Below are 24,758 nucleotides of genomic sequence, written 5' to 3' on the forward strand. Positions count from 1 at the left end.
GCTAGCTCCCGAACTGCAGCACGAGCAGGGCGACGTTGAGCGCCACGATCCCGAGGGTCACCGCCCAGCCCAGCAGAGTCGTGGTGCGCAGGTTCGTCGCGTCCCCCATGACGTCTCGACGCGAGGTCAGCCAGACGAGCGGGACCAGGGCAAACGGGATCCCGAACGAGAGCATGACCTGGCTGAGGATCAGCGCCGTCGTCGGATCGAACTGGAAAGCCAGCAGCACGATCGCGGGGATCACGGTCAACAGCCTGCGCGCGATCAGGGAAAGTTTCGTGCGGAAGAGCCCGCCCATGATGTCGCTTCCCGCGTAAGCGCCGACCGCGGTCGAGGCCAGGCCGGAGGCGAGGAGGCCGATCGCGAAGAGCGCCCCGGCAGCGGGGCCGAGCGCGCGCTCGATCGCGGCGTGGGCGCCCTCGAGCGAGTCGGTGCCCTCGACGCCGGGAAGCACGGTCGCCGCCACCACGAGGATCGCGAGGTTCACGGACCCCGCAATCGCCAGCGCCACGGTCACATCGATCCGCGTGGCTCTGAGGAGCCGGCGCAGGCCGGGCGCACCGGGGACGGCGAAACGGTCCCGCGCGAGCGAGGAGTGCGCGTAGATCGCGTGCGGCATGACCGTCGCCCCCATGATGCTCGCGGCGAGCAGCACCGAGTCGGGGCCTGCAAAGCGCGGCACCAGTCCCCCGGCCACCGCAGCGGGATCGGGAGGAGCTACGAAGAGTCCGTAGGTGAAGCCCAGCACGATCACGAGCATGAGCGCGATGATCGCGAACTCGAACGCCCGCGCGCCCCGCCTCGCCTGGAACAGAAGCAGCACGGTCGAGACGGCCACCGTGATGATCGCGCCGACCACCAGCGGCACCCCGAAGAGAATCCACAGGGCGACCGCGCCACCGATCACCTCGGCAATATCCGTTGCGATCGCGACAAACTGCGCCTGCAGGCCATAGAGAATCCGACCCCAGCGCGAGCCGAAACGTTCCCCGAGCAGTTCGGCCATGCTGCGCCCCGTGGCGAGGCCGAGCTTCGCCGACAGATACTGCACCAGCCAGGCAGCGACATTCGCCGCGATCACGACCCAGACGAGCAGGTGCCCGAAGCGCGCGCCCGCGGACATGTTGACGGCGACGTTCCCGGGGTCGAGGTACGCGACGCCCGCGACGAGCGCGGGGCCGAGCAGCCACGCGGACGCGGGCTTCTGCGGGCGCGCCAAGTTCGCGGTCGATGGCTCGCGCAGCTGCTCCATAGCCCTCAGTTTAGTTCACGAGAAGTGCAAAGTTCGACGCGGCGAACATCCTGCGGTGGTGCGCCGCTCATCGGCGTTCGACGGGCCGCAGCCCGAGTCGCTCCTCCAGCTCGCGGGTTCCGACCTCAGTCACTCTGATGGCCCGCGAGCCGCTTCGACGGCCGATCCACCCGAGCTCCTGCGCACGCGCCATGAACGCGGCCCCGAGCGCGCCCGCGAGGTGATCGCGCCGCTCGGTCCAGTCGAGACACACGAGCGCGAGCTGGCGGCGTCCACGCGCCAGCCGATCGAGCTCGATCCCCAGATCACCGAACCATTCCTCGCCAGCAGCTGTGAGCCGCACGCGCCGCGCGTCCCCGTCAGGCCCGTTCGCATCCTCGACCTCCAGAAGCGCGCGCGACACCCACGCGCGCAGGAGCTCCGTGCCCAGCTCACCCGCGAGATGGTCGTAGCAACTCCGCGCGTGGCGCAGTGCCCGGTCGGCGTGCACCGAGCGAAGCGTCGGGCCGGGTCGTGCGGGAACGGCGAACGTCGAGAGCGCCTCGATCGCAGCCACGACCTCCGGGCGGGCGATCGTCAGGTAGCGGTGCCGCCCTGCCCGCCGGTCGCTCACCAACCCCGCCTCAACCAGGGCATTCACGTGACCCGTCGCGGTCGAGCGCGCAATTCCCGCGCGATCGGCGAGTTCCGCCGGCGTCCAGGCGCGGCCGTCGAGCAGGCACAGCAGCATCGTCGCCCGGCTGGCATCCGACAGGGCGGACGCCACTCGCGCGAGCCGGGCACCGTCCTCGCGTTCGTCCATGCCCTCAGCATGGCACCCCGACCATTCGGCGGCCGCCGAACTCTCCGGGTGGGACAGTACCCGGCATGAGCATTTCTTCAGCGAGCAATCATCGAACCATCACGCCCTCGGTCCTCTACTTCGGGACGCCGGTCTGCGTCATCTCCTCCGAGAACCCCGACGGCTCCACGAATCTCGCGCCGATCTCGTCCTACTGGGCACTGGGCGATCACATCGTGCTCGGGATCGACGCGGGCGGACGGACCGTCCCGAATCTGCTTTCCCGCCCGGAGATCGTCGTCGGATTTCCCGATGAGACCCAGTGGGAACCCGTCCAGAGGCTCGGCCAGCTCACCGGCGAGTACCCGATCCCAGCCGGAAAGCCGGACGACACCTGGTACGAGCCCGACAAGTTCGCTGCCGTGGGGTGGCACCGGATGCCCGCGACGACCGTCCGCCCGGAACGAGCGGCGGAGCTCCCGGTCCACCTCGAAGCGCGCGTGGAGAACACGCAGATCAGCGATGACGGACTCGCGATCGTCCACGCGCGCTGCAGCGCCGTCCACGTGATCGACGAGCTCGTCATCGACGGGACCCATCACATCGACACGCTCCGCTGGCGCCCGCTCATCTACACGTTCCAGCACTTCTTCGGCCTCGGTGAACGCCGCGGAATCCCGCCGTGGGCGCTGAATCAGCGGTGACACGCGCGCCCGGTTCGAGGCGGGCAGCGAAGCCTCGATAGAGTCGACACGAGGCGCGGGAACCGACCGGGGAATGTCAGCGACGCCCCGCCTTGGAGGGACACCGCAATGCCAGCACAGCGCCGAACGGCCTCACAGGAGCGCGGCCGCAAGACGCAGCGGCGTGTCCTCGAGGGCGCCGCCAGGGTTTTCAGCACCACCGGGTACGGGTCCGCCGCAATGCGCGGTATCGCCGAGGAGTCGGGGGTGTCACTCGGCACGATCAATTTCCACTTCGGTACGAAGGATCAGATCGCGCTCGCGATCATCGCCGAGCAGCGGGCGCGCAGCGCTGCGCGCGCCGAAGAGGTCATCGCCAGCTTCGACACGGTCACCGAGCGCCTCGTGCAGTTCTCCATCGCCGCGGCCGACCAGCTCCGCAGCGACCCGATCGTGCAGGCCGGCTTCGAGCTGTCGGTGGAGGCGGGCGACTTCATCGACCCCAGTGCCCGCTCGTACGCAGGGTGGAGCGTCGCGATCGAGGCGATGCTCCACGCCGGAATCGAGAGCGGCGAGATTCGACCAGGGATCGATGTTCCCGCCGTCGCGGACACCTACCTCGCGTGCTTCACCGGCGTGCAGCTGCTGTCCCGCGTGCGGTCCGGGCGAGAGGACCTGTTCACGGGGGTCCGCAATCTGTGGACCCTGATCGCCGACGGCCTGTTCCCGGAAGAACGGAAGGACGAGGCGCTCAGGATCATCGCCGAGGCCTTCGACGAAGCCGATCGCGGAGCGGCCAGAGGCCGAGCGGCCGTCAACGACGCCTAGGTCGGGGGTTCCGACTCCGTTGCGGGTTCGGCATCCACCGCGTCGATGCCGCCTCCCGAGGCGAGCCGGCACAGGGTTTCCCAGATCAGGGCCGATCGCGTGCGGATCAGGCGCGCGCCAGACTCACCGACGTCGAGCACCCACCAGCCCATCCCGGCGCCGCCGACCACATCGAGCAGCAGCCGCTCCCCCTCCCCGTCGCCGGCACCGGCAAGGTACGCGCTCCAGTTGCGCACGCCCGGCTCCGCAAACACTGAGGCAGCCCGGCTCCCGGTCTCCCCGCTCCGCTCGCTGCGCGGCGGCCGCGGGCCCGCGAGATACCCCTCGAGTTCGCGGAGATCCACCAGGATGTCGGGCTCGTCGATGAAGGGCGCCGGGCCGAGCTCTGCGGCGAGCGCAATGATGCCGGGGATCGAATCCGCGGTGACGACGGCCAGCTCGGCGGTCGCGCCAGGCCGCGCCATCGTGACGACGGCGGTCGGGCCCTCGATGGCGAAGGCGAGCCGCGTCTCACCGTCGGAACCGCTGATGCTCACCATGAGTTCGTGGGCCGGTTTCCCGAGCACGCGCGCCATCTCCTGGAGGGCCGGATCGCTCGCCGTCTCAGGGTCGTCGCGGAGCTCCGCGCGGAGTGCCGCGAGCCGGCCCGATTCGAGAGTCAGGCCGCGGCGCGGTATTCCCGTGATGATGCTCATGAACGCTCCTCTGGTCCGGTTCCCACGTCGAGGCTCCAGGCGATATTGCACATTTCTTCGGCGTGATCCGGGTACGCGAGTGTCGGCGTGGTGGCGGAGACGGTGACGGCGGTGAGGTTCTGGTTTCCACCCTCCTCGTCGCTGCCCGCCGAATGGATGGTGGCCCACTGCTCGAGCGTGAGCGCTCGCCCCTCGGCGACGTAGGAGATGAGCTGCCGGAAACCGTCTTCCTCCACGCTCGCGTCGATGAGTTGCGCGTCTTCGAGTGCGCTTAGGATCGCCTCGGCAGCGGTGCGCTGCCAGCGCTCGGCGTCGCGCCACTCCTGGGTCATCGGGCCGATCGTGAGGACGATGTTTCGCGAGAACCCCGTGCGATCGGGCGGTGCAAGCGCGACAATGGCGATCTCGGGGCTCGGATCGCGCTCGATGCGCCAGTCTTCTGGCACACGGATCGTGGGTGCTGGGGTGGCTTCAGTCCGCATTCGTTTCCGTTCCTTCCGCTCGTTCGGCGTGCGCTCCCCGCGGCTGCTTCCGTCGCGCCCTGCGGGGTGTGGCAAGCGGATCCCGCTGGTCCGCGTAGACCTCTTTCTCGGGACGCCGCACATACCATCGCGGCCCCCAGGCTCGCTGCGCGTTCCAGTTGAACGGGCTGATCAGTCCGACGATGAGGCTCCACAGCAGAATCGCGAAGCTCACGATGAAGAGCAGCGGACCCATCCAGTTCGGCGCCCCACTGTCGACGAGGGCGAGCGACAGCATGAGCAGGCCGAAGAACGGTGCGAGGATCAGGATCATCGTGTCGCCGTGCGTGGCGCGCGTCCACCATCGAGCGGCCGCGGATCGACCGGCCCACGACCACGCCGTGAGCGCGAGCACCCCGATCCCGATTCCTACGAAGAGCACCCTGGTCAGGCTTTCTTTCCGAAGAACGACAGTGCGTCTCCGAGTTTGCCGATGCCCTCGCCAACAGAGGTCCCGATCTGAGCAATCTTCACGGTCGCGGCCTGCTTCGCACTCGTGAGTCCTTCTCCGACCTGTTTCACCGTGTTGGCGGCTCCCTCTCCGACCTTCTTCCCGAAGTCGGCCGCGGCCTGGCCGGCCTTGGCTCCGAGGTCCATCGCCTTGTCGGCGAGGTAGTCTCCGACACCCGACCCGACGACTCCGCCGATGATTCCACCGGCGATGCCTCCGACGACCGCCCCAGCGGGCCCGAAGAGCATTCCCGCCATTGCGCCGACCTGTGCACCGCCGGCCGCACCGGCCCACGCCGAGGCACCGACGATTCCGGCGCGCGTCGCAGTCCGACCCACGCGCTCCCCCGTGGTGAAATCACCGCCTGCGTCCTTCTGCCACTGCGACGCTCCGGATAGGAACACCCCGGCGGCAACATTCGCCCTCCCCGCGACCTTGCCGAACTTCAGCGCCCGGGCATGCACGTCTTCCATCCCCGGTCGGGCCGACCAGTTCGCGTCGTTGCGGGCCCTGAGCACTTTCGTGAGCTTGCTATAGCTGTCCGTGTTGACGTGACGATTCCTGGTGAACTTCAGATCGCCCGCTATGTGGTGGGTGATCGTGCGCGACGTCGCGGTGGTGAAATCCCCGGCGCGGCCCTGCAAACCCTGCAACATCGACAGCGGATTCGAGGTGTCAAGAACGGATGCCGACCACACCGCTCTCCCCAGGCTCTGCAAAAGAAGATCGATCTCCGAGGGAGTGGCCTGCGAGCCCTCCACCACCTCGTGCGTCCGCTGCTCAACATATGAGGACCAGGCACCGCCCAGTGCGGAGTCAAGCACACCCCCGCCGCCCGCCTCCTCGAATGAGCTCGCGAGCGTCCGCGCCCACTCGGCGTCGAGATCGGACTCGATCGTGAGTTGCGAGAACCCGCTCGTGAATGTGGCGGAGCCGATGTTCACCCAGGAGCACTGGCTCGTAAACCCGGACCAGGCACCGCTGAGGCGCGACTCGCGGTCGCTGAGGTCCCGGTTCGCCGCCGCGGTCGCCTCCGCGAAACGGGTGAGTCGCTCCGGTACGGCCGAGCTCACCCCTCCGGAACCACCGCTCGCGCCGCGATCACGCGCCGACGTTGCGAAGTCCGCCGTGATGGTGGGAGCGGGGTTCGGTTCGTTCGACGGCTCCGGATCGCTGATCTCCGCGCCGACCGTCGGCGCCCCGATGGCGCCGGACATGACTCGCTTGCGATCGCGCAGGTCTTCCCGATCCTGCCACGCGTCGTGGGCTGCGATCCGGTCCTTTTCTTCTTGCGCTCGCCGTTTGGCGTCTTCGACCTGGGTGGCGAGGGAGTCCAGCACCCCGGCGAGCTTGCCGCGATCGGAGGCCTCGACCGTGCACACGGTGGCGAAACTGCGGGCGTATGCGCCCGCGAAGTCTGTTGCGGCGTCCTCGGCGGCCGTGCGCCGTGGACCGGCCTGGCCGCGGAGGGTATCGGCCGCGCTCCGCGCCGCGGAGATCAGGGAGTCTGCTGCGCCGTCATCGAATTGGATCGTCACGTTGTTCTCGATTCCTCCGGGGTGAGGGTGAAAGTGAGGGTGAGGCTGAGGGTCAGAGTCGGGGTGAGGTGTTCCGCGAACAGGAACAGGGCGCCCGGCGCAGGATTCGGCGCTGGGCGCCCTGCAGGCACCGGGGCGGTTAGGCTCCGCCGCCGGCCGTGAAGATGTTCTGAGCGATCTGGTCGAGCTGCGCGCGGAGTTCTTCGAGTTCCGTCTTCACCTTGCCGAGAGCGGCGTGGGTGTCGGGCCAGACCGTTCCGCGGAACTGCTGGGCGAGCGGGCCGTCCCAGACGTTCGCGTCGGAGAGGATGCGTCCCTGCGCATCCAGGCTGTCGATCTGCTCGGTGAAGCCACCGTTGATGATCGACTGAATCTGGCGGATTGCCGTCTTGGCTTCCTCGGTTGAGAGAACGCGTGACATGGTGTCGGACCTCCTATGGATGCAATGAAAAGAACCCGCTGGATCGCGAGTTCTATTCAAACCCTATGGGAAAACAATGTTGATTACCAGACGAGCGTACGAGTTAGTATTATCAGAGGATTGTTTGCATTCAGGCAGAGGTGTGATTGATGGCGAAGAAAACTGTCGGACGTACGGGCGGGACGCTGATGAACCCCCACGCGCGCCGCGCGCTCGCGGCCGTGACTGTGGGGGCGCTCGCGTTCGCTGCCGGCTGCGCGACGCTCGGCGGCGATTCCGCGCGGCAGGGCGGCGATCCCGCGACGCGCGTTCTCCAGTCCGTCGACGTCAGGCTGGGCCCGAGCGGCACGGTCGAGGGACTCACGGGAACCGCGGTCCTGCTCAACGAGGCGAACGGCGGTATGCGGAGCGAGTCGACGGACTACGCCACCGACGAGGTCGTGAACGACCTCCCCATCCGCGTCACCACCGGATACCGCACGAGCCAGGGCTCAGGCAGCGACCTCTCGAAGCTGAAGGGCTACAGCGGCAAGGTCGAAATCGAGATCACGCTCGAAAACCTCACCGTGAAGCCGGAGACACTGAGCTACGACTCCGCCGGGCAGAAGAAGACCGCCCCCGCCCTCGTTGGCGTTCCCCTCAGCGTGGCCGCTTCGGCGACGCTGCCCGGCACCTCACCGGGGGCGCTCGTGTTCGATAGCGAGTCGAAGCGCAGCACCAACGGCGTGGTCAGCGCGTCGGAGAAGGGCAGCAGCAAGGTCCAGTGGGGTGTCCTCCTCGCTCCCCCGCAGACCGAGGCGACCACGACGCTGCGCCTGGTCGCGAACGTCAAGAACTTCACGGTCCCGCAGCTCGATGTCTCCGTCCAGGCGGGCCTCCGCACCGACCTGTCGTTTGAGGGCGCGCTCGCCTCCGCAATCGAAAACGGGCCGGACAGCCAGGTCGCAATGCAGCAGAAGGCGATCAAGCTCGTCGCCGAGATCAACGACGTGCTCACCCGCGCGGGCTCCACGGTCACCGAGGTGCGCAAGAACCTCAACGACACCTCGGCCACGCTCGGTGCATCGGCCGTGACCAGGCTCGACACCAACTCCCGGCAGATCACGCAGGAAATGAACACGCTCGGAGCGGAGCTCGCCTCCCTCAAGCAGGGCCTCTCGGGCTCGGTCGACGCCGCCTCTGACTCGATGAACTCCGACTTCGCGGAGATCGTCAACGCGATGGGCGACATCCTCGGGGACACGAATACGCCGCCGCCCGCCGTCACCACCGAGCAGGACTGCGCCACGAAGCTCAAGGGATTCGCCCCGAACGGCACCGTCTACTCGATGTTCAGCCAGATGTCCGGGCTGCTCGACGGCTACGCAGAGGCGTCAGAGGGGTGCCAGAAGCAGATCCGCGAAAAGCTCGGCAGCACCATCGGACCCGAGGAGCCCTCCGCAGAGGTGTGCGACGCGGAAAAGTCGGCCTCGGCCACCTGCTCGCTCTTCGCGGGCAAGTCGACCGTGCACGAATCCCTCAAAGACCTGGAGGACGCGGGCGCTCAGCTCGCTGAGGAGCTGAAGTCGCCAACCGTCGAGGACGCCCACGCCATGTCCACCGGGCTGGCCGAGAAGCTCGACGACGTCGACGCGCTCATCACCGCGCTCGAACAGGACAACGCCGGTGCCGAGGAACAGCAGCAGCTGCTCAGCCAGCTCACCGAGGTCGAGTCGGAGGTGAGCAACCTCGCTTCCGTGCACGAGCCACTCGTCAAGGTGTCCCAGCGACTCCGCCAGATCGACGAGAACCAGACCGCCATCGCCGCGCGAGTCTGCAACCTCGGGAAGGCTCCGAACCAGGTCAACCGCGCAGAACTCGACGCCCTGAGCGCGCAGCTCGCCGGTGTCAACTGCGCAGGAAAGCCGTTCATCGCCCCTCCAATCAAGCCGATGCCCGGGCAGAAGCCGGAAACCCCGCTTCCCGTCACCGACCTCCCCGCGCAGGCCGACGCGGTCGACGCGGCCGCCGAGTCACTCGTCGCCGAGGGCGACAGCGACATCGCCCGCCTGAGCGGCGCGCTGGGCACGCTGAAGGAGACCGTGAACGCCAAGGACGAGCGGGAAGGTGCCAGCTCGATCTCGCCCGAGACCGCGAAGCAAATGCGCTCCGAGCTCGAAACCGCCACCGCCTCCGTCAGCGAGCTGCAGTCGAAGCTCGAGGACGCGCAGTCCGAACAGGACTCGCTGAGCAAGGAGATCACCACGGAGTTCGCCCAGGCCGCGGACGAAACCGGTGCGGCGGTCGCCGAGGACCTCGATCGGGGAATCGCCGACCTGAACAGCGGCCGCGAGCAGACCGACGCGCAGCTCAGCGAGTCCTACTCCGAGCTGATCGCGGGCCTGCGAACCTCGGCGAGCGACGCCGCAAGCGACGGGAAGAAGCTCGTTGAGAGCCAGAAGACCGAACTCGCGAACAGCGGTAAGGCCTCCCAGCACGCGCTCTCCGACCGGACGGCCCAGGCGCTCCAGAGCATCGATCAGAGCACCTCGGCATCGACGCGAGACGTGAAGGCCGCCTCGGTCCAGCTGAGCGATGGCCTCAACAAGGTGCTCCTCGACCTCGGCGACCCGAAGATCAAGGGCTCGGGAATCCTCGGCTCGATCTCCGCGAGCGCGGCCAAGTCCGACACTGCCGACTTCCAGCTCGCCGAGGCCTCGCAGCACGCCGCAGGCTTCGCGAACGTCCGGGATCAGGATCTTTCCGCGCTGCAGCTGCGCAGCGCGCAGTTCCGCGCCGCCCTGGAGAAGAGCGATTCGCTCCCGCCGTTCCATCTCAGCGTCCCGAAGGGGGCGACGTCGCAGACGATCTACAGCCTCCACTTCGGAGGATCGGCCAAGTGACCGGTGTCCGTCGGCGAGGGCCCGGGAGCTCGGCGCCCGCCGAGACGCCCGGGGCCCCGCCGGAGGGCGGGGATGGCCCGCGGCGCGGGAGATCCACCTGGCAGGGACCGGTTCCGGCCGAGCTTGATCCCGCGGCGCCGGGCCCGCGGCGACGCGGGAGCTCGGGAGCGGGCCCCGGTCCCGTCGACGACGGGGCCAAGATCCCGGGAACGCACCAGACGGTCGTCCGCCGGAACGCCTCCGGCGGCGATACGACCCCCTCGACCGGGGCCCGCCGCACCGGTCGCGCCAGCGAACAGAGCCGCGACGGGCACGACGATCATCTCGGCGACGATCTCGACGCCGACGATCGCGCGAGCGACGCGGAGGAGGGCGAAGCAGCGCCCGAGAATCCTTGGCGGCAGCCCCGGACGATTCTCCTCGCCGTGCTCGCGGGCGTGCTCGCACTCGTCCTGGTGATCATGCTCGTGCTGATCCTCCGCCCGAAAACCGCTGATCCCGTCGCGATCAGCGTTCCGGTCGCGCTGACGGGCGTCAACGCGCCGAAGGGTCTCACGCTCGGAGTCGTCGTATCCATCGGGCAGGGCGCCGTCGAGGGTGCCGAGTGGGCGTCGGCTGCGGAGGGCGCAGCGGTCGCGAAAGCACGGCTTCTCGAGGGCGGATCCGAGATCGCACTCATCGTTGAAAACGACCACGGCACCTCCGACGGCGCGAAAGCGGCGGTGACCTCGCTGCACGAGAAGGGCGCGAGCGGGATCGTCTTCGCGACGAGCGGCGAGCATCTCGCCGCGGGAGTGACAGCGGCGATCGAGGCGAAGCTCCCCGTAGTGCTCGCCTACGAAACGATCCCGGACTCTGCGCGTTCGGCCGCCGTCTGGACACTCGCCCCGGGTGAGAAGGCGCTCGAGGCCGCGTACCGCGGCGCGATCGGCGAGTTCACGAACCCGGTGCTCATCGCCGCCGGGCCGGGTGTCCCCGATGGGCTGGCATTCTCGGAGACGCTTCGAGCATCCGGATCCGATCTCGCACCCGTTGCGGAGGCGGCCGCGGCACGCGCCGGAGCCGATGCGAGCGCCCACCGCGCATACCCGGGCACCGACCTCGCGGAGAAGGAACAGCCGAAGTCCGAGAAGAAGCCCGCTGACGTCCTCGTGATCAGCGGAAACGCACGAAGCCTCGCGACAATTGTGAAGGAGCTCCAGGCGAGAAACGTCTCGGTTCCCCTCGTGCTCGCACCGGCGGCAGGTTCGCCCGGGTTCACGCGGTCGCTCCAGGAGCAGGGCGGCAGCGTCACCGCATCGCTCGAGACGATCGGGGTGAACGTCGGAGACGCCGCCGCGCTCGGCAGCGGAACGCAGGCGCGCGCCGCGTCGGCGTTCCTCCAGGAGGTCCGGCTGCTGGCCGCCGATCCCGAGGCGAAGAACCTGTCCGGAGACGGGCCGTTCTCAGACGTGGCGCCGTGGGCCGATGTTCGCTCCCACGACGCGGTCGTGGCCCTCGCTGCCGCGGCGGGCAAGGCGGGGAGCACGAGCCCGGAGCAGATCGGACAGGAACTCGCGAAGTTGCAGCTCACCGCGAGCGATGGCGCGGCCGGCACCCTCCTCGATTTCCGTCGCAAGGAGGCCGCCTCCGGCAGGGTCCAGCTGCTGCACGCGACGGGCCAGTCCCTCGGGCTCCGCCCCACGAGCGACGCGCCTCTCACCTGGTTCCCCGCGCCGGATGCGGGACAGTGAGCGACTCCGAACCGGCAAACATCTCAGCAGCGCCCGGCAAACGGGCCTGCTCCCACACGTGAAAGGCGGGAATGCGGCTCCTCATCGAACTCGATGGACTGCGTGAGGTCGTCGACCTCACGACGTTCGATCCGTCGTCGACCCTCGGCGAGCTCCTCGAGACGCTGCGCGGAACTCCCGCGACGCCCTGGAGCGGCCTCGCGCTCGACGGCGCGATGGTCGACGCGGACACCCCGCTGCAAGAGCTTTCGCTCCTCGAGGGATCCCGGATCGCGCACTCCCCCGCCGCGCCGGCCCAGCAGATTCGCGGGTGGAACGTCGCGGTCGCAGCTGGAACCGCATCGGGACACGCGATCGCGATCCCGCCGCACCGCGGCCTGATCATCGGAAGGGCCCCGCAGGCCGATCTCGTCCTGCACACCGAGAGCGCCTCCTGGGAGCACTGCGTCCTCAGGCTCGAAGGTCAGGGCGTTCGCCTCACCGATACCGGCTCGACCAACGGCACCTTCATCGGGGGCCAGCGCGTCGCCGCGGACGGCGTCCTCATCACGGAGCCGACGACGATCGTGATCGGCGGCACAGCCCTCGTCGTGCGGCCGGCGCTCCTCGAACCGGAGGCACCGGCCCCCGGGTCGCTGCGCAAGCTCACCGCGGCGGGAACCGCACCGTTCAACCGTCCGCCGAAGCTGGGGCGAACGCCCCACCCGGATCCGGTCGTTCCTCCGACCCCCAAGGAGATTCCCGAGGCGGCCAAGTTCAACCTGATCCTCGTCCTCGCCCCGATCCTCATGGCCGTCGTCCTCGTGCTCGTGCTGCGCGACCTCCGCTTTGCGATGTTCGCCCTGCTCAGCCCCATCATGGCCGTCGGCATGTATGTCGAGTCGCGGCGACGCCGCACGAAGTCGCTCAGGGAGGAGGAAACCAGATTCACGGCGGCGCTGCACGAGCTGCAATCGACCCTCGTTCGCGACGCGGCGAGCGAATCGCTGCGTCTGCAGGAATCGACACCCGACCCGTCCATCATGCTGCGTCGTGCCGCGCTCCCCTCCACGCAGCTGTGGGCGCGCCGCGCTGGCGAGGAGGAGTGCCTCTCGCTCCTCGTCGGCGTCGGCGACGTTCCGTGGCGCCCCGAACTCGACATGCGCGGCGTGATCCGCCTGGACGAGCGCGTCACCGCGGTGCTCGATCAGGGCCGGATGCTCGCTGCCCCGATCACCGCGGATCTGAGCGACGCCGGCGTCATCGGCATCGCCGGTGATCGCGCGGGAGCCCTCGCGCTCGCCCGCGCGCTGCTCGTGCAGGCGAGCGCGCACGTGGGGCCCGCCGACCTGACGATCGGCGTCTTCTGCGACCCCGGTCGCGAGGACGAGTGGGAGTGGGCGTCGTGGCTGCCCCACACCCGGCAGGCTGCAGGGGATGGCGGCCGATGGATGGCGCACGACCGGAGAACGAGCACGACCCTCCTGCGGACCCTGCTCGACGGACTTTCCGCGCTCCCCACCCCGCTGCTCCTCACCGTCCTCGATTCCGAGGCGCTGACCGAGGGCCGCGACGCCCCGGCCCGCGAGCTGCTCGGGACCGGACGGCAGGTCAGCAGTGCGGCCCTCCGGCCGGGTGAGACCGTCCGACGGGTCGGCGGGATCGTGATCGCCGCGTCGACGGATCAGCTTCCCGCCGCTTGCACGACCGTTGTCGAGGTCGGCGCCGACGCCTCGTGCACCGTGCTGCACGAGGACAGCACCGAGCGGATCGCCGACGCGGTCCTCTCCGGGGTGAGCCGCGAGGCCGCCGAGGAGGCCGCCCGGGCGCTCGCCCGCTTCGAGGACCCCGAGCTCGCGCTTCCGGGCGCCGCGCTCCCCACGGTCGCGAAGCTGCCCGAACTGCTCGGCGCGCAGGAACTGACCCCCGAGCTGGTGCTCCGCCTCTGGGAGACGCAGAGCGACTTCGTCGTCCCGCTCGGGATCGGCGAAAACGGCGTCTTCTCCGTCGACCTCGTCCACGACGGCCCCCACGGCGTCGTCGCCGGCACCACCGGATCCGGCAAATCCGAGATCCTCAAGGCCCTCCTCGCATCCCTCGTCGCCCACCTCACCCCCGAACAACTCAACCTCATCCTCGTCGACTTCAAGGGCGGCGCAGCATTCGCCGCGTTCGAACGCCTCCCCCACACCATCGGCACCATCAGCAACCTCGACGAACAACTCGCCGACCGCGCCATCCGCGCCCTCCAAGCCGAAATGCGCCGCCGCCAACGCCTCTTCGCCGAGGCCGGCGAAGGCATCGAAAACCTCCCCGCCTACCTCGCCACCAACCCGACAGAACCCCTGCCCAGGATCCTGTTCATCGTCGACGAGTTCAAAGAACTCGTCAAAGACTTCCCCGACGTCCTCGCCTCCCTCGTCTCCGTCGCCGCGATCGGCCGCACCCTCGGCATCCACATGATCCTCGCCACCCAGCAACCCGCCGGCGTCGTCAGCGAAGCCATCCTCACCAACTCCAATCTCCGCATCGCCGCCCGCGTCCAGAAGGCCGACGACTCCTCCAGCGTCATCAGCGACGGATCCGCCGCCACCATCAGCCGCTTCCACCGCGGCCGCGCCTACATCCAGCGCGGCCAAGACGACCTCGAACTCGTCCAAACCGCCTACGTCTCCGCCCCCGTCCGCGCCACCAACACGCAGCGGATAGAGACCCGCGCCGTCGGGACCTTCGGCCAGATCGCTCCGCCCGACCCCGTTCCGCCCTCCGCCGGGCAGGATTCCGACCTCACCGACCTCGACACCCTGATGGAGTCGGTTATCGCCGCGAATCGCGCGGCGGGATTCACCCTGCCCCGGCGCGTCTGGCCCGAGGCGCTCGACGCGCGCGCGGATCTCGCGGGCTACGAGACCGATCCGGCGGAGGCGGCGCCCGGGTCGCTCTCCGCCCCGCGCGTCGGCGGGGTCGTTGACGGGCTCGTCCAGGCGGCGCTGACGGACGACCCCGACGGCCAGCGCCAGTTCGCGAGCGGCTGGCGCCTCTCGGAGGGAAATATCCTCCTCATGGGCGTCCCCGGCAGCGGCACGAGCACCACCCTCGCCACGCTCGCACTTTCCCTCGCCGCCACGGAATCGCCCGCTGACCTCGATATTCTCGCCCTGGATCTCGGCTCCCGATCCCTCGCACCGCTCGCGGGTCTCCCGCACACCACCGCCTACGTGGGTTCCGGACCAAACGCGAAGGAGCAGCAGACCCGCTTCCTCAGGCACCTGCGCGCCGAGCTGCAGCGACGGCGGGAATCGCACGAGCCGGGGCGCACCATGGTGATCCTCGTCGACGGCTTCGCCGCGCTCCGCGACGAACTCCAAGACTACGACGGACAGCAGCTCCTCGACGCGTTCTACCGCGTGTACGCCGACGGGCCGAGCGTCGGAATGCACTTCGCCGTGTCCACCACCCGCTCGAAGGCGGTACCCGCCGCGATGGACGAGGTCACGACGCAGCGCTGGGTGTTCCGACTCCCGGACGACTACGACTATTCCGCGCTCGGCATACGCGGCACGCAGAAGCCCGCCCCGGTTCCCGGACGCTGCGTCGACACGGTGCGCAAGCTGCAGATGCAGGTCGCCGTGCCCGCGCGCGGGCTCGACGCCGCGGTCCGCGAAGCCGCGGACCGGTGGAGTGACGCAACCCCGAAACCGGACGCGATCGGCGTTTTCCCCGAGTACATTCCCGCGCGAGAACTCGCGGACGGCCTCGAGTTGCACGGCGACCCGATCCGGATCCCCGTGGGTCTCCGCGAGGACACGCTCTCCCCCGCGGTCCTCGAGCTCTACTCCGGCGAACACGCCCTGCTTGCCGGGCCTGCGCGGTCGGGGAAGAGCTCGCTGCTGCTCGCGATCGCCGAGACGCTGCAGGCAACGGAGCCCGTGCACCGCCCGCTCGTCTGGGGTATCGGTGGGCCCCGTTCCCCGCTCGCCGCCGCGGGCCTCGACCGCCTCGCGTCAGCGGAGGGTGAGATTTCAGAGCTGGCCTCCGCGCTTCACGCCGAGACCGGTCCGGTGTTCCTCCTCATTGATGACGCGGAGCGGGTCGATGATCCCGATCAGGCACTCTCGGGGCTGCTCTCGAACCCGCCGGCCGAGCTGACCGTCATCGCGGCGGGGCGGAGCACCGAGCTGCGCGGCATGTTCAACCACTGGAGCAAGGCCGTGCGGAAGTCGCGGGCCGGCGTGCTGCTGCAGCCCGACGTCGATTACGACGGCGAGCTCCTCGGGGCCCGAATCCCGCGGAAATCCCCCGTAGCGATCACCCCGGGCCGCGGCTATCTCAGCTCGGGCGGCGACCTCGCGCTCGTGCAGGTGGTCGGGCCGGGATAGGCGGCCCGCTGCGCGCGGCGCGCTCCCGCGCGGTGTTCGCCGCGCTCTCCGGCTCGCCCCCTTCACCAGGTTCACCCGGCCCAGCTCACCCCTTCACACCCTCACCCCTCCTGTTCACCGCGAAGGATTCCATGCCCGATCACCACTCCGGAGAGGCCCTCGGCGCCCTGTACCGGCTCGGCGAGCCCCTGGGCGCTGGCGCGTCCGGCGAGGTCTGGACGGCGATTCCCGTTGGAGGCGAGCCGGTCCTCGCCGCGAAGATCCTCCGGGCCGAGCACGCGAGCGATCCGCGTCTCGTTGAGCGCTTCGTCCGCGAGCGGTCGGTGCTGCTCGAGCTCGAGCACGAGAACATCGTCGCGGTCCGCGACCTCATCGTCGAGGGTGACACCCTCGCGATCCTCATGGAGTTGGTCACGGGCGGATCGCTGGGCGACCTCTCCCGCGAGAGAGGCACACTCCCGCCCGCTGCGGCGCTGAGCATCTGCGCACAGGTGTTCCGCGCGCTGGCCGCGGCTCACGCGAACGGGGTGACGCATCGGGACGTAAAACCCGACAACGTCCTCCTCACCGCACCGTGGGAATCCGGCGATGCCGGAACGGTGCGCGTCACCGACTTCGGGGTCGCCTCCGTGCTCGACGGATCCGGGCGCTCCACCACCGGAATCCTCGGCACGCCGGAGTACATGGCACCGGAGCTGATCAGCCAGGGCCGCAGCTCCCCCGCTGGCGACGTCTATTCCACGGGGATCATGCTTTACGAACTGCTTGCCGGTCGCACGCCGTTCGCGGGTCCTGGCACGGACTTCACGATCGCTTACCGTCATGTCAGTTCGACGCCGCCCGCGCTCCCCGTTCCAGCCCCGATCTGTCGCGCCATCAGCATGTTGCTCGCCAAGAATCCCGAGGAACGCCCCACAGCCGCTGATGCCGCCGCTGGACTCGAGCGGCTCGCCCGCCTGCACGCGGGTCTTCCGCCGCTTCGCCCCGCGCCGGTTCCTCACGCGTTCCTCGAATCCGAGCGCCCGGCCACGGTGGTTCGCGGCGATCTCCTGGCCGGAAACGACGATCGGGCGGAGGTCGCCCGCTCACTCCCAGCGGCCGCGCCGGTCCTCGGTGAAGCCGGATCGCGCACCGTTGTCCGAGCGATGGCACCGGCAGAACCGCTGCACATCCCCCCGCCAGCAGCGCCCCCGCGTTCCGCTCGCCCGGCCTGGCTCACCAGACGCTTCATCGTGCTGGCCGCGGTTGCCGTGGCCGCACTGATCGGAGGAGCAGTCTGGCTGGCGTTCGCACTCGGTGGGAACCCGGGTCCGGACGCTCGATCCCAGGTCGCCGTGACCGCAAGCCAGCAGGACCAGCCGCTCCCCACCGGCCTCGGCACCTCCCGCTCAGCGGAGTATCACCCCGAGACAGGTGAGATCACCCTGAAACTCACCCTCACCGCGCAGAAAGCCCCGCTGAGCGGTGAATTCTACGCGGCGATGCCGCCACTTTCGGAGGGTGGTCCGTGCCCGAAAGTCATTTGGGCGGGGGCGTCGGGCACGCCCCACCAGGGGTCCGTGACCGGGATCTCCGGGACGTGCGGGTGGTCGCTCAGCGGGATCACGATCCCCGCGGACGGGAACCTCACGGTGACCGGGTCGTTCTCCGGGTCTGTGAAGGACGCCGCCGCGTTGCAGGCGTGGCTCGACCGGGCCGCGACGGACACGAACGCAACCATTTCCGATTCCCTCGCAGTGTCGACCGCGTACCCGGCGCAGCGGCTGCAGGGCGTCCAGGTGCGTGTCCCGTCCCGTGCCGTGAGCCAGACACCGCTGGCCGTTACGCTGCTCCCCATGTGGCCGGGCGGAACCGACGAGCTCAACCCCCTGTTCCAGAGCCCGTCGACGGGGAAACCGTCGCAGATGCTCACCGACGTCGCGGGTGACGCCAGCCCGGTGCGCTTCGACGACGGCTGTTCCGGTGCCGTCGCGGTCGCGAAGGACGGCACAACCGTCACGGTGCTCACCGTGGCGAGCGATTGCCGGCTGCGTGCCACCGTCGGAAACTTCACTGGCCTCGAAAGCAACGCCTTCTCCGTGACGACACGGGGGTGATCAGGCACTTTCCTCAGGTGTCTTCGGGCGGCCTGAGGCGTCGAATCAGACGCTCGCCCGCCGCCCGAACCTCCTCGTAGCCGCCCTCGGCGGCGCGCGCGGCAGACCCTGCTCCCCTGACCCCCGCGTCTTGGATCCGCTGCCCGGCATCAGCCGCCGCCCGCCGCCACCGCCGCTCCTCCACGTACGAACGCGGCAGCCGACCGCCGAGCACCCCCACCGTTTCACGGATCCGCGCAATCGCGGGCTTGCTCGCCCCGTGCAGTTCGCGGTTCGCGCGCGGGTGCACGAGCGCGCCGCGATTCGCTCGACGCTCGATGTCGTGAATCTGCAGCACAATAGCCGTCGCGTGCCCGCTGATTCGAGCACGACGTTCCTCGCGGGAGGCTCGCAATTCCGACCCGTGTTCCGTGAGACTCTCGGGATCGGTGCCCGCGACGCGATCGAGCTCCAGGATCGTGTGCGCGTCGAGAAGCTGCCAGCACCGGGCGAGCACGACCAGCCAGTCATGCGCTTCACGCCCGCTCCGGTCGATCACGGCCGGCAGTGATCCGCGCGAGAAGCTCCCGCCGAGCCGCTCCTCGATCCGCTCCAGCTGACGAGGCGCATAGGCCTCCACCGCATAGATCGTCTGCGGGGCGTCTTGCACCTTGGACCAGTTCACGGCGGACACGCGACCCGTGCGCGTTCGGATTCGGTAGACCTCATCGATCACGGCGCCGACCCCGATGAGTTCGGCCAGCTGCGCGTCCTTCTGCGCGCGCAGAATGTCGTCGCACTTCTCGTCGATGGCGCGGAGGTGCGCAGTGATCTCCTCCATCGACTGCTGCATCGCGAGCTGCGCCATGATCCCGGCGGCTCCCGCGAGCACCGCGGGGTTCGCGAGCATCGCGCCGGGCTTGGACACGATCTCGAGGATCTCGGAGATCTTGCCGTTGTCGGTCAGGATCGCGCGCGCGGATCCCTCGCGCGAGCCGCGCATCAGCGCACCGCTCTTGAGCGCTTCCGCCGACTCCTCGGTGAGTTTCACCCATCGTCCGCTCTGAGTGGCAGCCTCCGCCACGGTCTGCGCGAGGTGCGACCCGCTCTCGACGGCCGGCGCGAGGTGCGACAGGTCCAGCTCCCTGGAGGGCACCCCGGCCTGCCGGAGGAACAGTTCGACGGCGCCCGGTTCCCCGAACACAGCGAGACCGTCCGCGTCTGCGAGCAGCTCGACCTCGTGCGCCATTCCGCCTCCTCAACAGGGCTTGTCCGCCGAAACACCCCGCAGGAGAAGAGTAGTCCAGGTTCAGCCGACGCCCGGGTGGGTGCGCGTGCACAGTCGCGGGTTGGCGCGCGGCATTCCACAGGCCCTGGATGAAACGCAAGCCCGCTGGGGACAACGAGAGCGGCCAGGCATATAATGAGCGTATGCATTTGTACTTCCTGTGACGGCTGAGCTTGCTGACCGCGCTCGTTGAGTATCTCCGGGCCAGCGGAAGCTGCTCGCTCTGACCCTTTCGGGTCGCCGTCATCTCGCGTACCTATTTGCCGATGCACTCGGCTTGTGTTGCGCCTGTTTCAAGGATTCACATGCACACCGATACCCACCTTTTTCCTGCGCGCGCTCGCGCGCAACTCACCGTTTCCGACGTCTCTGTCCTACGGGGCGTCGTCCGGGTACTCAATCACGTTGACCTCACCCTCACCCCCCTTTCGCGTGTCGCAATCGTCGGGGAAAATGGCCGAGGCAAGTCCACCCTCCTGCACGTCCTTGCAGGTTCGCTCACTCCCGATGGTGGCACGGTGCAGCGCATCGGCACGATCGGTGTCGCGGAGCAAGAGATGGATGCTTCCGACCAGCGCACCGTCGGACAGGCTGTCGCAGACGCGATTGCGGCGCCCCTTGCGGCTCTGGCGAGACTCGACGCTGCCGGCCACGCACTCGCCGACGGCACCGCAGACGCCGAAGCGAAGTATGCTTCCGCCTTGGAGCACGCCGAAGCTCTCGACGCATGGGACGCCGAGCGGCGCGTACAGATCGCACTCGAAGCACTCGACGCGGAAACCGACACGACACGGCCGCTCGCGGAATTGTCAGTCGGGCAACGTTACCGCGTGCGTTTGGCCTGCCTTCTCGGTGCTGACGACGATTTCCTGTTGCTCGATGAACCCACCAATCATCTCGACCGCAGCGGGCTCGAGTTTTTGACCGTCCAGTTGCGATCCCGCAACGGCGGTGTCGTGGTCGTGAGCCATGACCGGGCACTTCTGTCGGACTTCGCCGAGACAGTCGTCGATCTTGATCCGACACCGGACGGGCGGCCGCGCGTATACGGAGATGGCTACGCGGGCTACCGGGAAGGACGACTGGCTGAAAGGGAGCGTTGGGAACAGGAATACGACAAGCAGCAGGCCGAGCGTGCGCGACTGCAAGACAGCCTCAGCGCGGCCCAGAACCGACTCGTCACAGGATGGCGACCGGAGAAGGGCACCAACAAGCACGGGCGTGCCACAAGGGCCGGTGGCCTCGTGCAGAACGTCCACCGACGCCGAGAATCGCTCGAAGCTCACGCCATCACGGTGCCCGAACCGCCTCAGGTGTTCCGCTTCCCCGCGCTCCGCACCCGTACCGGAACGGCGCTGCTGACCGTCGAGAACCTCAGCGTGACTGGGCGGCTTCGCGGCCCGGTGTCGTTCTCACTTTCGCAGCGAAGCAGGCTCGTGGTGACCGGCCCGAATGGATCGGGCAAGTCCACCCTGCTCAACGTTGCGGGCGGAGATCTTGCGCCAGATACTGGCACGGTGCGCAAACCGCGCACGACGCGCCTGGGGTTTCTTCGCCAAGAGTCCGATCTGCCGCGCGAACAGCGGGCGAGCGAGGTGTATGAAACGCACCTCGATGCGCTCGTTGCGGCTGGGATCGTGCCGACCTCGGATGCGATCGGGGTGTCGCAGCTCGGCCTCCTGAAATCGCAAGAGCTGAGCAAGCGGGTGGGCGAGTTGTCGATGGGGCAGCAACGACGCCTCGATCTGGCACTGGTGCTCGCCGCGCGCCCCCATGTCTTGCTCCTGGACGAGCCGACGAACCACCTCTCCATCGCTCTCGTCGACGAACTCACGGAAGCGCTGGGAGCCACCCAGGCGGCCGTCGTCGTGTCTTCTCACGATCGGCAGCTCCTGCGCGACGTGGCCGACTGGCCGAGCATCGAGCTGTCGGCAATGTCCGGAGGCGCGGAAGCGGAATGACCGTGAAGAAGGTGAACCCGCCGCGATCTATCCGGCCTCTCGCGACGCGCGAGTAACGTCTCCAGTTCGCCGCTGTCGGTATCGAAGTCTTCGGCACAGGCGTTCTGGGGGGCAAGGGATTCACGGGCGAAGGCGCAGCCTTCACGAATTCCGTGTCGAATCCCCGGGGAGCAGTTCAAGGCGGGGCTTTTCACTGGTGGATCTGAGGGGCACGGGATTCACGGGCGAGGGCGCAGCCTTCACGAATCCCGTGTCGAAGCCCCGAAGATCGGAAAAGCCCCGCCGAGGCGGGGCTTTTCTATTGTGGATCTGTGGGGCACGGGATTCTTAAGTGAGGGCGCCGCCTTCACAAATCCCGTGTCGAAGCCCCGAAGATCGGAAAAGCCCCGCCGAGGCGGGGCTTTCACTGGTGGATCTGAGGGGATTCGAACCCCTGACCCCCTGCATGCCATGCAGGTGCGCTACCAACTGCGCCACAGACCCAGGTGAAGTCGGACGAATGCTCGCCCGACAACTCTTCTACTTTACACCAGCGACACCCGCGATGCGCAAATCGTTCACGCTGCGGGCGTGTCGATCATGTCGGAGGTGTCGATGAGCGGGCAGTCCTGCCAGAGACGCTCGAGCTGGTAGAAGTCGCGTTCTTCCTGGTGGAAGACGTGCACGATGAGGTCGCCGAAATCGAGGAGCACCCAGCGCCCGCTTTCGCGGCCCTCGCGTCGGATGGTGCGCACGCCGGATTCGTTGAGGGCGTCTTCGATGCTGTCGGAGATCGCCTGCACGTTCCGCTCGACGCTGCCGGTGAGAATGAGGAATGCGTCGGCGTAGCCGAACTGTTCTGCGACGTCGAGCGCGACGGGCGCCGTGGCACCCTTCGCGTCGGCGGCGCGGACTGCCGTGCGGAGTTCTGCGAGGAGTTCGCTGGTCTGATTCGCTACAGCGTTCAGGTTTTTTCCTTTGCTTCGGGCCGTTCCCGGCCGGTCGTGTGCTGGTTAGCCGAACATTCCGTTGGAGGCGCCCCAGACGCCGATTCCCACGACGACGACGAGCAGGCCGCCACCGGTGAGGGAGAGGATGAGCGGGAGCTTGCTCTTCTCCTTCGCGGGCTTCGCGACGACGTTCGCGCCGGTGGAGACGCGTGCGCTGACGGCGTGGCGCGCGGCGACCGGCGCGGGCCCGTCTCCGGGCTTCGCCGTCTCGTCCGCCGCGGCGCCTCCCGTAATCGGATCGATCTCGACGGAGTCGTGCAGCGCAGAGTGTCCGCCGGTCTCGCCGAGCGACTTGGGGAGCTTGAGGGAGCCGGTGACATAGAGGTCACCGGTGGCGCCGAGCGGCCCGGTGAGTCCGCCGGTGTCCTCCGGCATGTTCGGTAGGATGAGCGCCGAGGTGGAGCTCGCGGTGGAGCCCTCCTGGGCGACGGCCCGGGAAATCAGGTCGTCGAAGTCGCCGTCGGCCTTGGGCTGCGTCGGCATCGCCCGCGAGGAGTGGTCGTCGAAGACCGAGCGCCATTCCTCCGGCGGGGCGGTGTCGGGGAAGGAGTAGCCTTCCTTCTCCTGCTTCGCTTCGGGCTTCGCGGCGGGCTCGGGCGCGGCGGGAGGCTGCGGAGCCTGGGCGCGGGTCGCGGGACGCGGGGCCGGCACGGGTTCTGCCGCGGGCTCCTCGGCCTCGGTGGGTTCCGCAACCGCGTCGGGCTCCTCCGCGGATTTGGCGGCATCCTCGGCCGGCGCGTCCTCGGAGTCGGCGGCCGGGGCCGCTGCGGCATCGGATTCGTCCGTCGTCGGATCCTCAGCCGGCTCCTCATCCTCGGGAGAAGTCTCCTCGGCGGCACGACCGCGCTGCCAGAAGCGACGCTTCGGCTTCGCCTCAGCCGCCGGCGCAGCCTCAGCTGCAGCGGGCTCCTCGCTGTCGGCCTCCTCGGCCGCCGCGTCCTGCTCGACCTCGTCGGCCGCGCCAATCGCGTCCTCGGAATCGGGATCTGCGGAGACCTGCTCGGCCTCGCGGAGCTCATCCACGTTGTACGCCTCGGTGGGCGGGGCGATCAGCGAGTCGAAGTCAGGTTCGGGCTCCGCGTCGGCCTTCGGAGCGGCAGCGCTCGCGTCGACCTTCGGGACCGCGACCGTCTCCGGCTCAGCGGGCTCCTCGTCGGCGGACGCCGACTCGGCCTGGGAATCCGTCTCGGCGGCCGCGGCCTCCCCCGCATCGGGAGTGTCCACGGCGGGCAGATCCGCCCCCGGCTGCTCGTTGACGCCGTCCTCGAGGACCTCTTCCTCGACCTTTGCGGCCTCCTGGAGCGAGTGGGGCGCGGCGTCTGCCTCGGCGAGCTCCGCCGAAGCCTCTTCCTGAACGGCCTCAGCGCCGGACGCGACCGCGGCGTCGACGCCGGCAGCCTCGCTTCGGGCGTGGGCCCGCTCCGCCATCGCCTGCTCGCGCAGCGCGCGGATCTCTCGGCGGCTGCGGGGAGTCCCGTCGGGATTGAGGGGATCGATAACGATCTCGTCGCTCTCTTCAGCTGCGGGAGCGACCTCCGTCGCGGAGCCGCTCACGTCCCCCTGCGGCTGCTTCTGCTCTGCTGCCGGGCGCGTCACCGCCTCGGAAAGGTCGAGGGCACCCGTTTCCCCCAGCTCCCGCAGTCGGCGCTCGCGGCGCGTCAGCGGTTGCTTATCGTCGTGCTCAGTCATGTTCCGTCGCTTCCTCGGTATACAACCCGTGCTTCGCAATGTACTGCACGACCCCGTCAGGAACGAGATACCACACCGGATATCCGCGAGCTACTCTGGCTCGACAGTCCGTTGACGAGATCGCGAGCGCGGGGACCTCGAGCATGCTCACGTGGTCCCCGGAAAGCCCTGAGGTCGAAAGTTCGTGCCCGGGCCGTGACACCGCGATGAAGTGGGCGAGGTCCCACAGCCGGTCGACGTCTTTCCAGCTCAGGATCTGCTCCACGGCGTCCGCACCCGAGATGAAGAACAGTTCCGCGTCGGGGAGCTGTTCGTGCAGGTCGCGCAGCGTGTCGACCGTGTAGGTGGGGCCCGCGCGATCGACGTCGACGCGGCTCACCGTGAAGCGCGGGTTCGATGCGGTCGCGATGACCGTCATCAGATAGCGGTGCTCGCTCGGCGACACGCCGCTCTTCTGCCAGGGTCGGCCGGTCGGCACAAAGATGACCTCATCGAGGTCGAAACTCTGCGCGACCTCGCTGGCGGCGACGAGGTGGCCGTGATGGATCGGGTCGAAGGTGCCGCCCATCACCCCGACGCGGCGTCGTGCTTCTGCCACCTTCGATAGTCCGCC

The 24,758-nt window shown here is 68.8% G+C and carries 18 protein-coding genes and 1 tRNA gene; 7 read left to right on the plus strand and 12 right to left on the minus strand.

All coding sequences use genetic code 11. The features are described 5' to 3' along the window. Position 1 precedes the first annotated feature (1 nt). Complete coding sequence (locus JD292_RS05040) at positions 2-1,252, minus strand: Nramp family divalent metal transporter (protein ID WP_200131650.1); 1,251 nt, start codon at positions 1,250-1,252, stop codon at positions 2-4. Positions 1,253-1,319: 67 nt separating this feature from the next. Beyond that, positions 1,320-2,054, minus strand: coding sequence for an ArsR/SmtB family transcription factor (locus tag JD292_RS05045; protein ID WP_200131651.1), 735 nt, complete (start codon positions 2,052-2,054; stop codon positions 1,320-1,322). 65 nt (positions 2,055-2,119) lie between these two features. Here JD292_RS05045 and JD292_RS05050 point away from each other — a divergent pair, with 65 nt between their 5' ends. Next, on the plus strand, positions 2,120-2,737 hold the full coding sequence (locus JD292_RS05050; protein WP_200131652.1) for a flavin reductase family protein: 618 nt from the start codon (positions 2,120-2,122) through the stop codon (positions 2,735-2,737). A 108-nt stretch (positions 2,738-2,845) separates the two neighbouring features. Beyond that, on the plus strand, positions 2,846-3,544 hold the full coding sequence (locus tag JD292_RS05055) for a TetR family transcriptional regulator (protein WP_200131653.1): 699 nt from the start codon (positions 2,846-2,848) through the stop codon (positions 3,542-3,544). Here the strand turns inward: JD292_RS05055 and JD292_RS05060 are convergent. The 5 genes from JD292_RS05060 to JD292_RS05080 all read right to left on the minus strand — a co-directional run bounded on the left by JD292_RS05060 (position 3,541) and on the right by JD292_RS05080 (position 7,170). Further along, positions 3,541-4,239, minus strand: a complete 699-nt coding sequence (locus JD292_RS05060) for a hypothetical protein (protein WP_200131654.1) — start codon at positions 4,237-4,239, stop codon at positions 3,541-3,543. The two genes, JD292_RS05055 and JD292_RS05060, sit on opposite strands and share 4 nt — an antisense overlap. Beyond that, positions 4,236-4,721, minus strand: coding sequence for a hypothetical protein (locus JD292_RS05065; protein ID WP_200131655.1), 486 nt, complete (start codon positions 4,719-4,721; stop codon positions 4,236-4,238). The genes JD292_RS05060 and JD292_RS05065 overlap by 4 nt, the downstream gene beginning before the upstream one ends. After that, a complete protein-coding gene (locus JD292_RS05070) occupies positions 4,711-5,142 on the minus strand; it encodes a hypothetical protein (RefSeq protein WP_200131656.1) in 432 nt (143 codons plus the stop codon). Before JD292_RS05070 ends, JD292_RS05065 begins: the two co-directional genes overlap by 11 nt. Before the next feature lie 5 nt (positions 5,143-5,147). Continuing rightward, positions 5,148-6,749: a hypothetical protein gene (locus tag JD292_RS05075; protein ID WP_200131755.1), complete on the minus strand. Its 1,602-nt coding sequence runs from the start codon at positions 6,747-6,749 to the stop codon at positions 5,148-5,150. 139 nt (positions 6,750-6,888) lie between these two features. Continuing rightward, the gene (locus tag JD292_RS05080) at positions 6,889-7,170 is read right to left on the minus strand and encodes a pyrophosphorylase (protein ID WP_200131657.1); all 282 of its coding nucleotides are present in this window, start codon (positions 7,168-7,170) and stop codon (positions 6,889-6,891) included. 149 nt (positions 7,171-7,319) lie between these two features. Here JD292_RS05080 and JD292_RS05085 point away from each other — a divergent pair, with 149 nt between their 5' ends. The 4 genes from JD292_RS05085 to JD292_RS05100 all read left to right on the plus strand — a co-directional run bounded on the left by JD292_RS05085 (position 7,320) and on the right by JD292_RS05100 (position 18,239). Continuing rightward, a complete protein-coding gene (locus tag JD292_RS05085; RefSeq protein ID WP_200131658.1) occupies positions 7,320-10,052 on the plus strand; it encodes a hypothetical protein in 2,733 nt (910 codons plus the stop codon). Next, positions 10,049-11,785, plus strand: coding sequence for a hypothetical protein (locus tag JD292_RS05090; RefSeq protein WP_200131659.1), 1,737 nt, complete (start codon positions 10,049-10,051; stop codon positions 11,783-11,785). The genes JD292_RS05085 and JD292_RS05090 overlap by 4 nt, the downstream gene beginning before the upstream one ends. Before the next feature lie 71 nt (positions 11,786-11,856). Beyond that, on the plus strand, positions 11,857-16,143 hold the full coding sequence (locus JD292_RS05095) for a type VII secretion EssC family protein (RefSeq protein WP_200131660.1): 4,287 nt from the start codon (positions 11,857-11,859) through the stop codon (positions 16,141-16,143). 131 nt (positions 16,144-16,274) lie between these two features. Then, on the plus strand, positions 16,275-18,239 hold the full coding sequence (locus JD292_RS05100; RefSeq protein WP_200131661.1) for a serine/threonine-protein kinase: 1,965 nt from the start codon (positions 16,275-16,277) through the stop codon (positions 18,237-18,239). Between the two features lie 13 nt (positions 18,240-18,252). Here JD292_RS05100 and JD292_RS05105 read toward each other — a convergent pair whose 3' ends face one another. After that, complete coding sequence (locus tag JD292_RS05105) at positions 18,253-19,467, minus strand: hypothetical protein (RefSeq protein WP_200131662.1); 1,215 nt, start codon at positions 19,465-19,467, stop codon at positions 18,253-18,255. A gap of 344 nt (positions 19,468-19,811) precedes the next feature. Between JD292_RS05105 and JD292_RS05110 the strand changes: the two genes are divergently transcribed. Continuing rightward, the gene (locus JD292_RS05110; RefSeq protein ID WP_200131663.1) at positions 19,812-21,467 is read left to right on the plus strand and encodes an ABC-F family ATP-binding cassette domain-containing protein; all 1,656 of its coding nucleotides are present in this window, start codon (positions 19,812-19,814) and stop codon (positions 21,465-21,467) included. A 407-nt stretch (positions 21,468-21,874) separates the two neighbouring features. Here JD292_RS05110 and JD292_RS05115 read toward each other — a convergent pair. The 4 genes from JD292_RS05115 to nadD form a co-directional block, all read right to left on the minus strand. Further along, positions 21,875-21,950: transfer RNA gene (locus JD292_RS05115), tRNA-Ala, on the minus strand. A gap of 74 nt (positions 21,951-22,024) precedes the next feature. After that, positions 22,025-22,414, minus strand: a complete 390-nt coding sequence (gene rsfS, locus JD292_RS05120) for a ribosome silencing factor (RefSeq protein WP_200131749.1) — start codon at positions 22,412-22,414, stop codon at positions 22,025-22,027. 45 nt (positions 22,415-22,459) lie between these two features. Beyond that, positions 22,460-24,145 carry a hypothetical protein gene (locus tag JD292_RS05125; protein WP_200131664.1) on the minus strand — a complete coding sequence of 562 codons (1,686 nt, stop codon included), beginning with the start codon at positions 24,143-24,145 and terminating at the stop codon, positions 22,460-22,462. Further along, positions 24,138-24,743, minus strand: coding sequence for a nicotinate-nucleotide adenylyltransferase (gene nadD / locus JD292_RS05130; RefSeq protein ID WP_200131665.1), 606 nt, complete (start codon positions 24,741-24,743; stop codon positions 24,138-24,140). Before nadD ends, JD292_RS05125 begins: the two co-directional genes overlap by 8 nt. Positions 24,744-24,758: the final 15 nt, after the last annotated feature.

Origin of the sequence: Leucobacter edaphi (assembly GCF_016522535.1) — a bacterium.
In the GTDB taxonomy this organism is placed as follows: domain Bacteria; phylum Actinomycetota; class Actinomycetes; order Actinomycetales; family Microbacteriaceae; genus Leucobacter; species Leucobacter edaphi.

Coding starts and splice junctions, on each gene's coding strand:
- JD292_RS05040 (WP_200131650.1), bottom strand. CDS start 1,252: ATGGAGCAGCTGCGCGAGCCATCGACCGCGAACTTGGCGCGCCCGCAG.
- JD292_RS05045 (WP_200131651.1), bottom strand. CDS start 2,054: ATGGACGAACGCGAGGACGGTGCCCGGCTCGCGCGAGTGGCGTCCGCC.
- JD292_RS05050 (WP_200131652.1), top strand. CDS start 2,120: ATGAGCATTTCTTCAGCGAGCAATCATCGAACCATCACGCCCTCGGTC.
- JD292_RS05055 (WP_200131653.1), top strand. CDS start 2,846: ATGCCAGCACAGCGCCGAACGGCCTCACAGGAGCGCGGCCGCAAGACG.
- JD292_RS05060 (WP_200131654.1), bottom strand. CDS start 4,239: ATGAGCATCATCACGGGAATACCGCGCCGCGGCCTGACTCTCGAATCG.
- JD292_RS05065 (WP_200131655.1), bottom strand. CDS start 4,721: ATGCGGACTGAAGCCACCCCAGCACCCACGATCCGTGTGCCAGAAGAC.
- JD292_RS05080 (WP_200131657.1), bottom strand. CDS start 7,170: ATGTCACGCGTTCTCTCAACCGAGGAAGCCAAGACGGCAATCCGCCAG.
- JD292_RS05085 (WP_200131658.1), top strand. CDS start 7,320: ATGGCGAAGAAAACTGTCGGACGTACGGGCGGGACGCTGATGAACCCC.
- JD292_RS05095 (WP_200131660.1), top strand. CDS start 11,857: ATGCGGCTCCTCATCGAACTCGATGGACTGCGTGAGGTCGTCGACCTC.
- JD292_RS05100 (WP_200131661.1), top strand. CDS start 16,275: ATGCCCGATCACCACTCCGGAGAGGCCCTCGGCGCCCTGTACCGGCTC.
- JD292_RS05105 (WP_200131662.1), bottom strand. CDS start 19,467: ATGGCGCACGAGGTCGAGCTGCTCGCAGACGCGGACGGTCTCGCTGTG.
- JD292_RS05110 (WP_200131663.1), top strand. CDS start 19,812: ATGCACACCGATACCCACCTTTTTCCTGCGCGCGCTCGCGCGCAACTC.
- JD292_RS05125 (WP_200131664.1), bottom strand. CDS start 24,145: ATGACTGAGCACGACGATAAGCAACCGCTGACGCGCCGCGAGCGCCGA.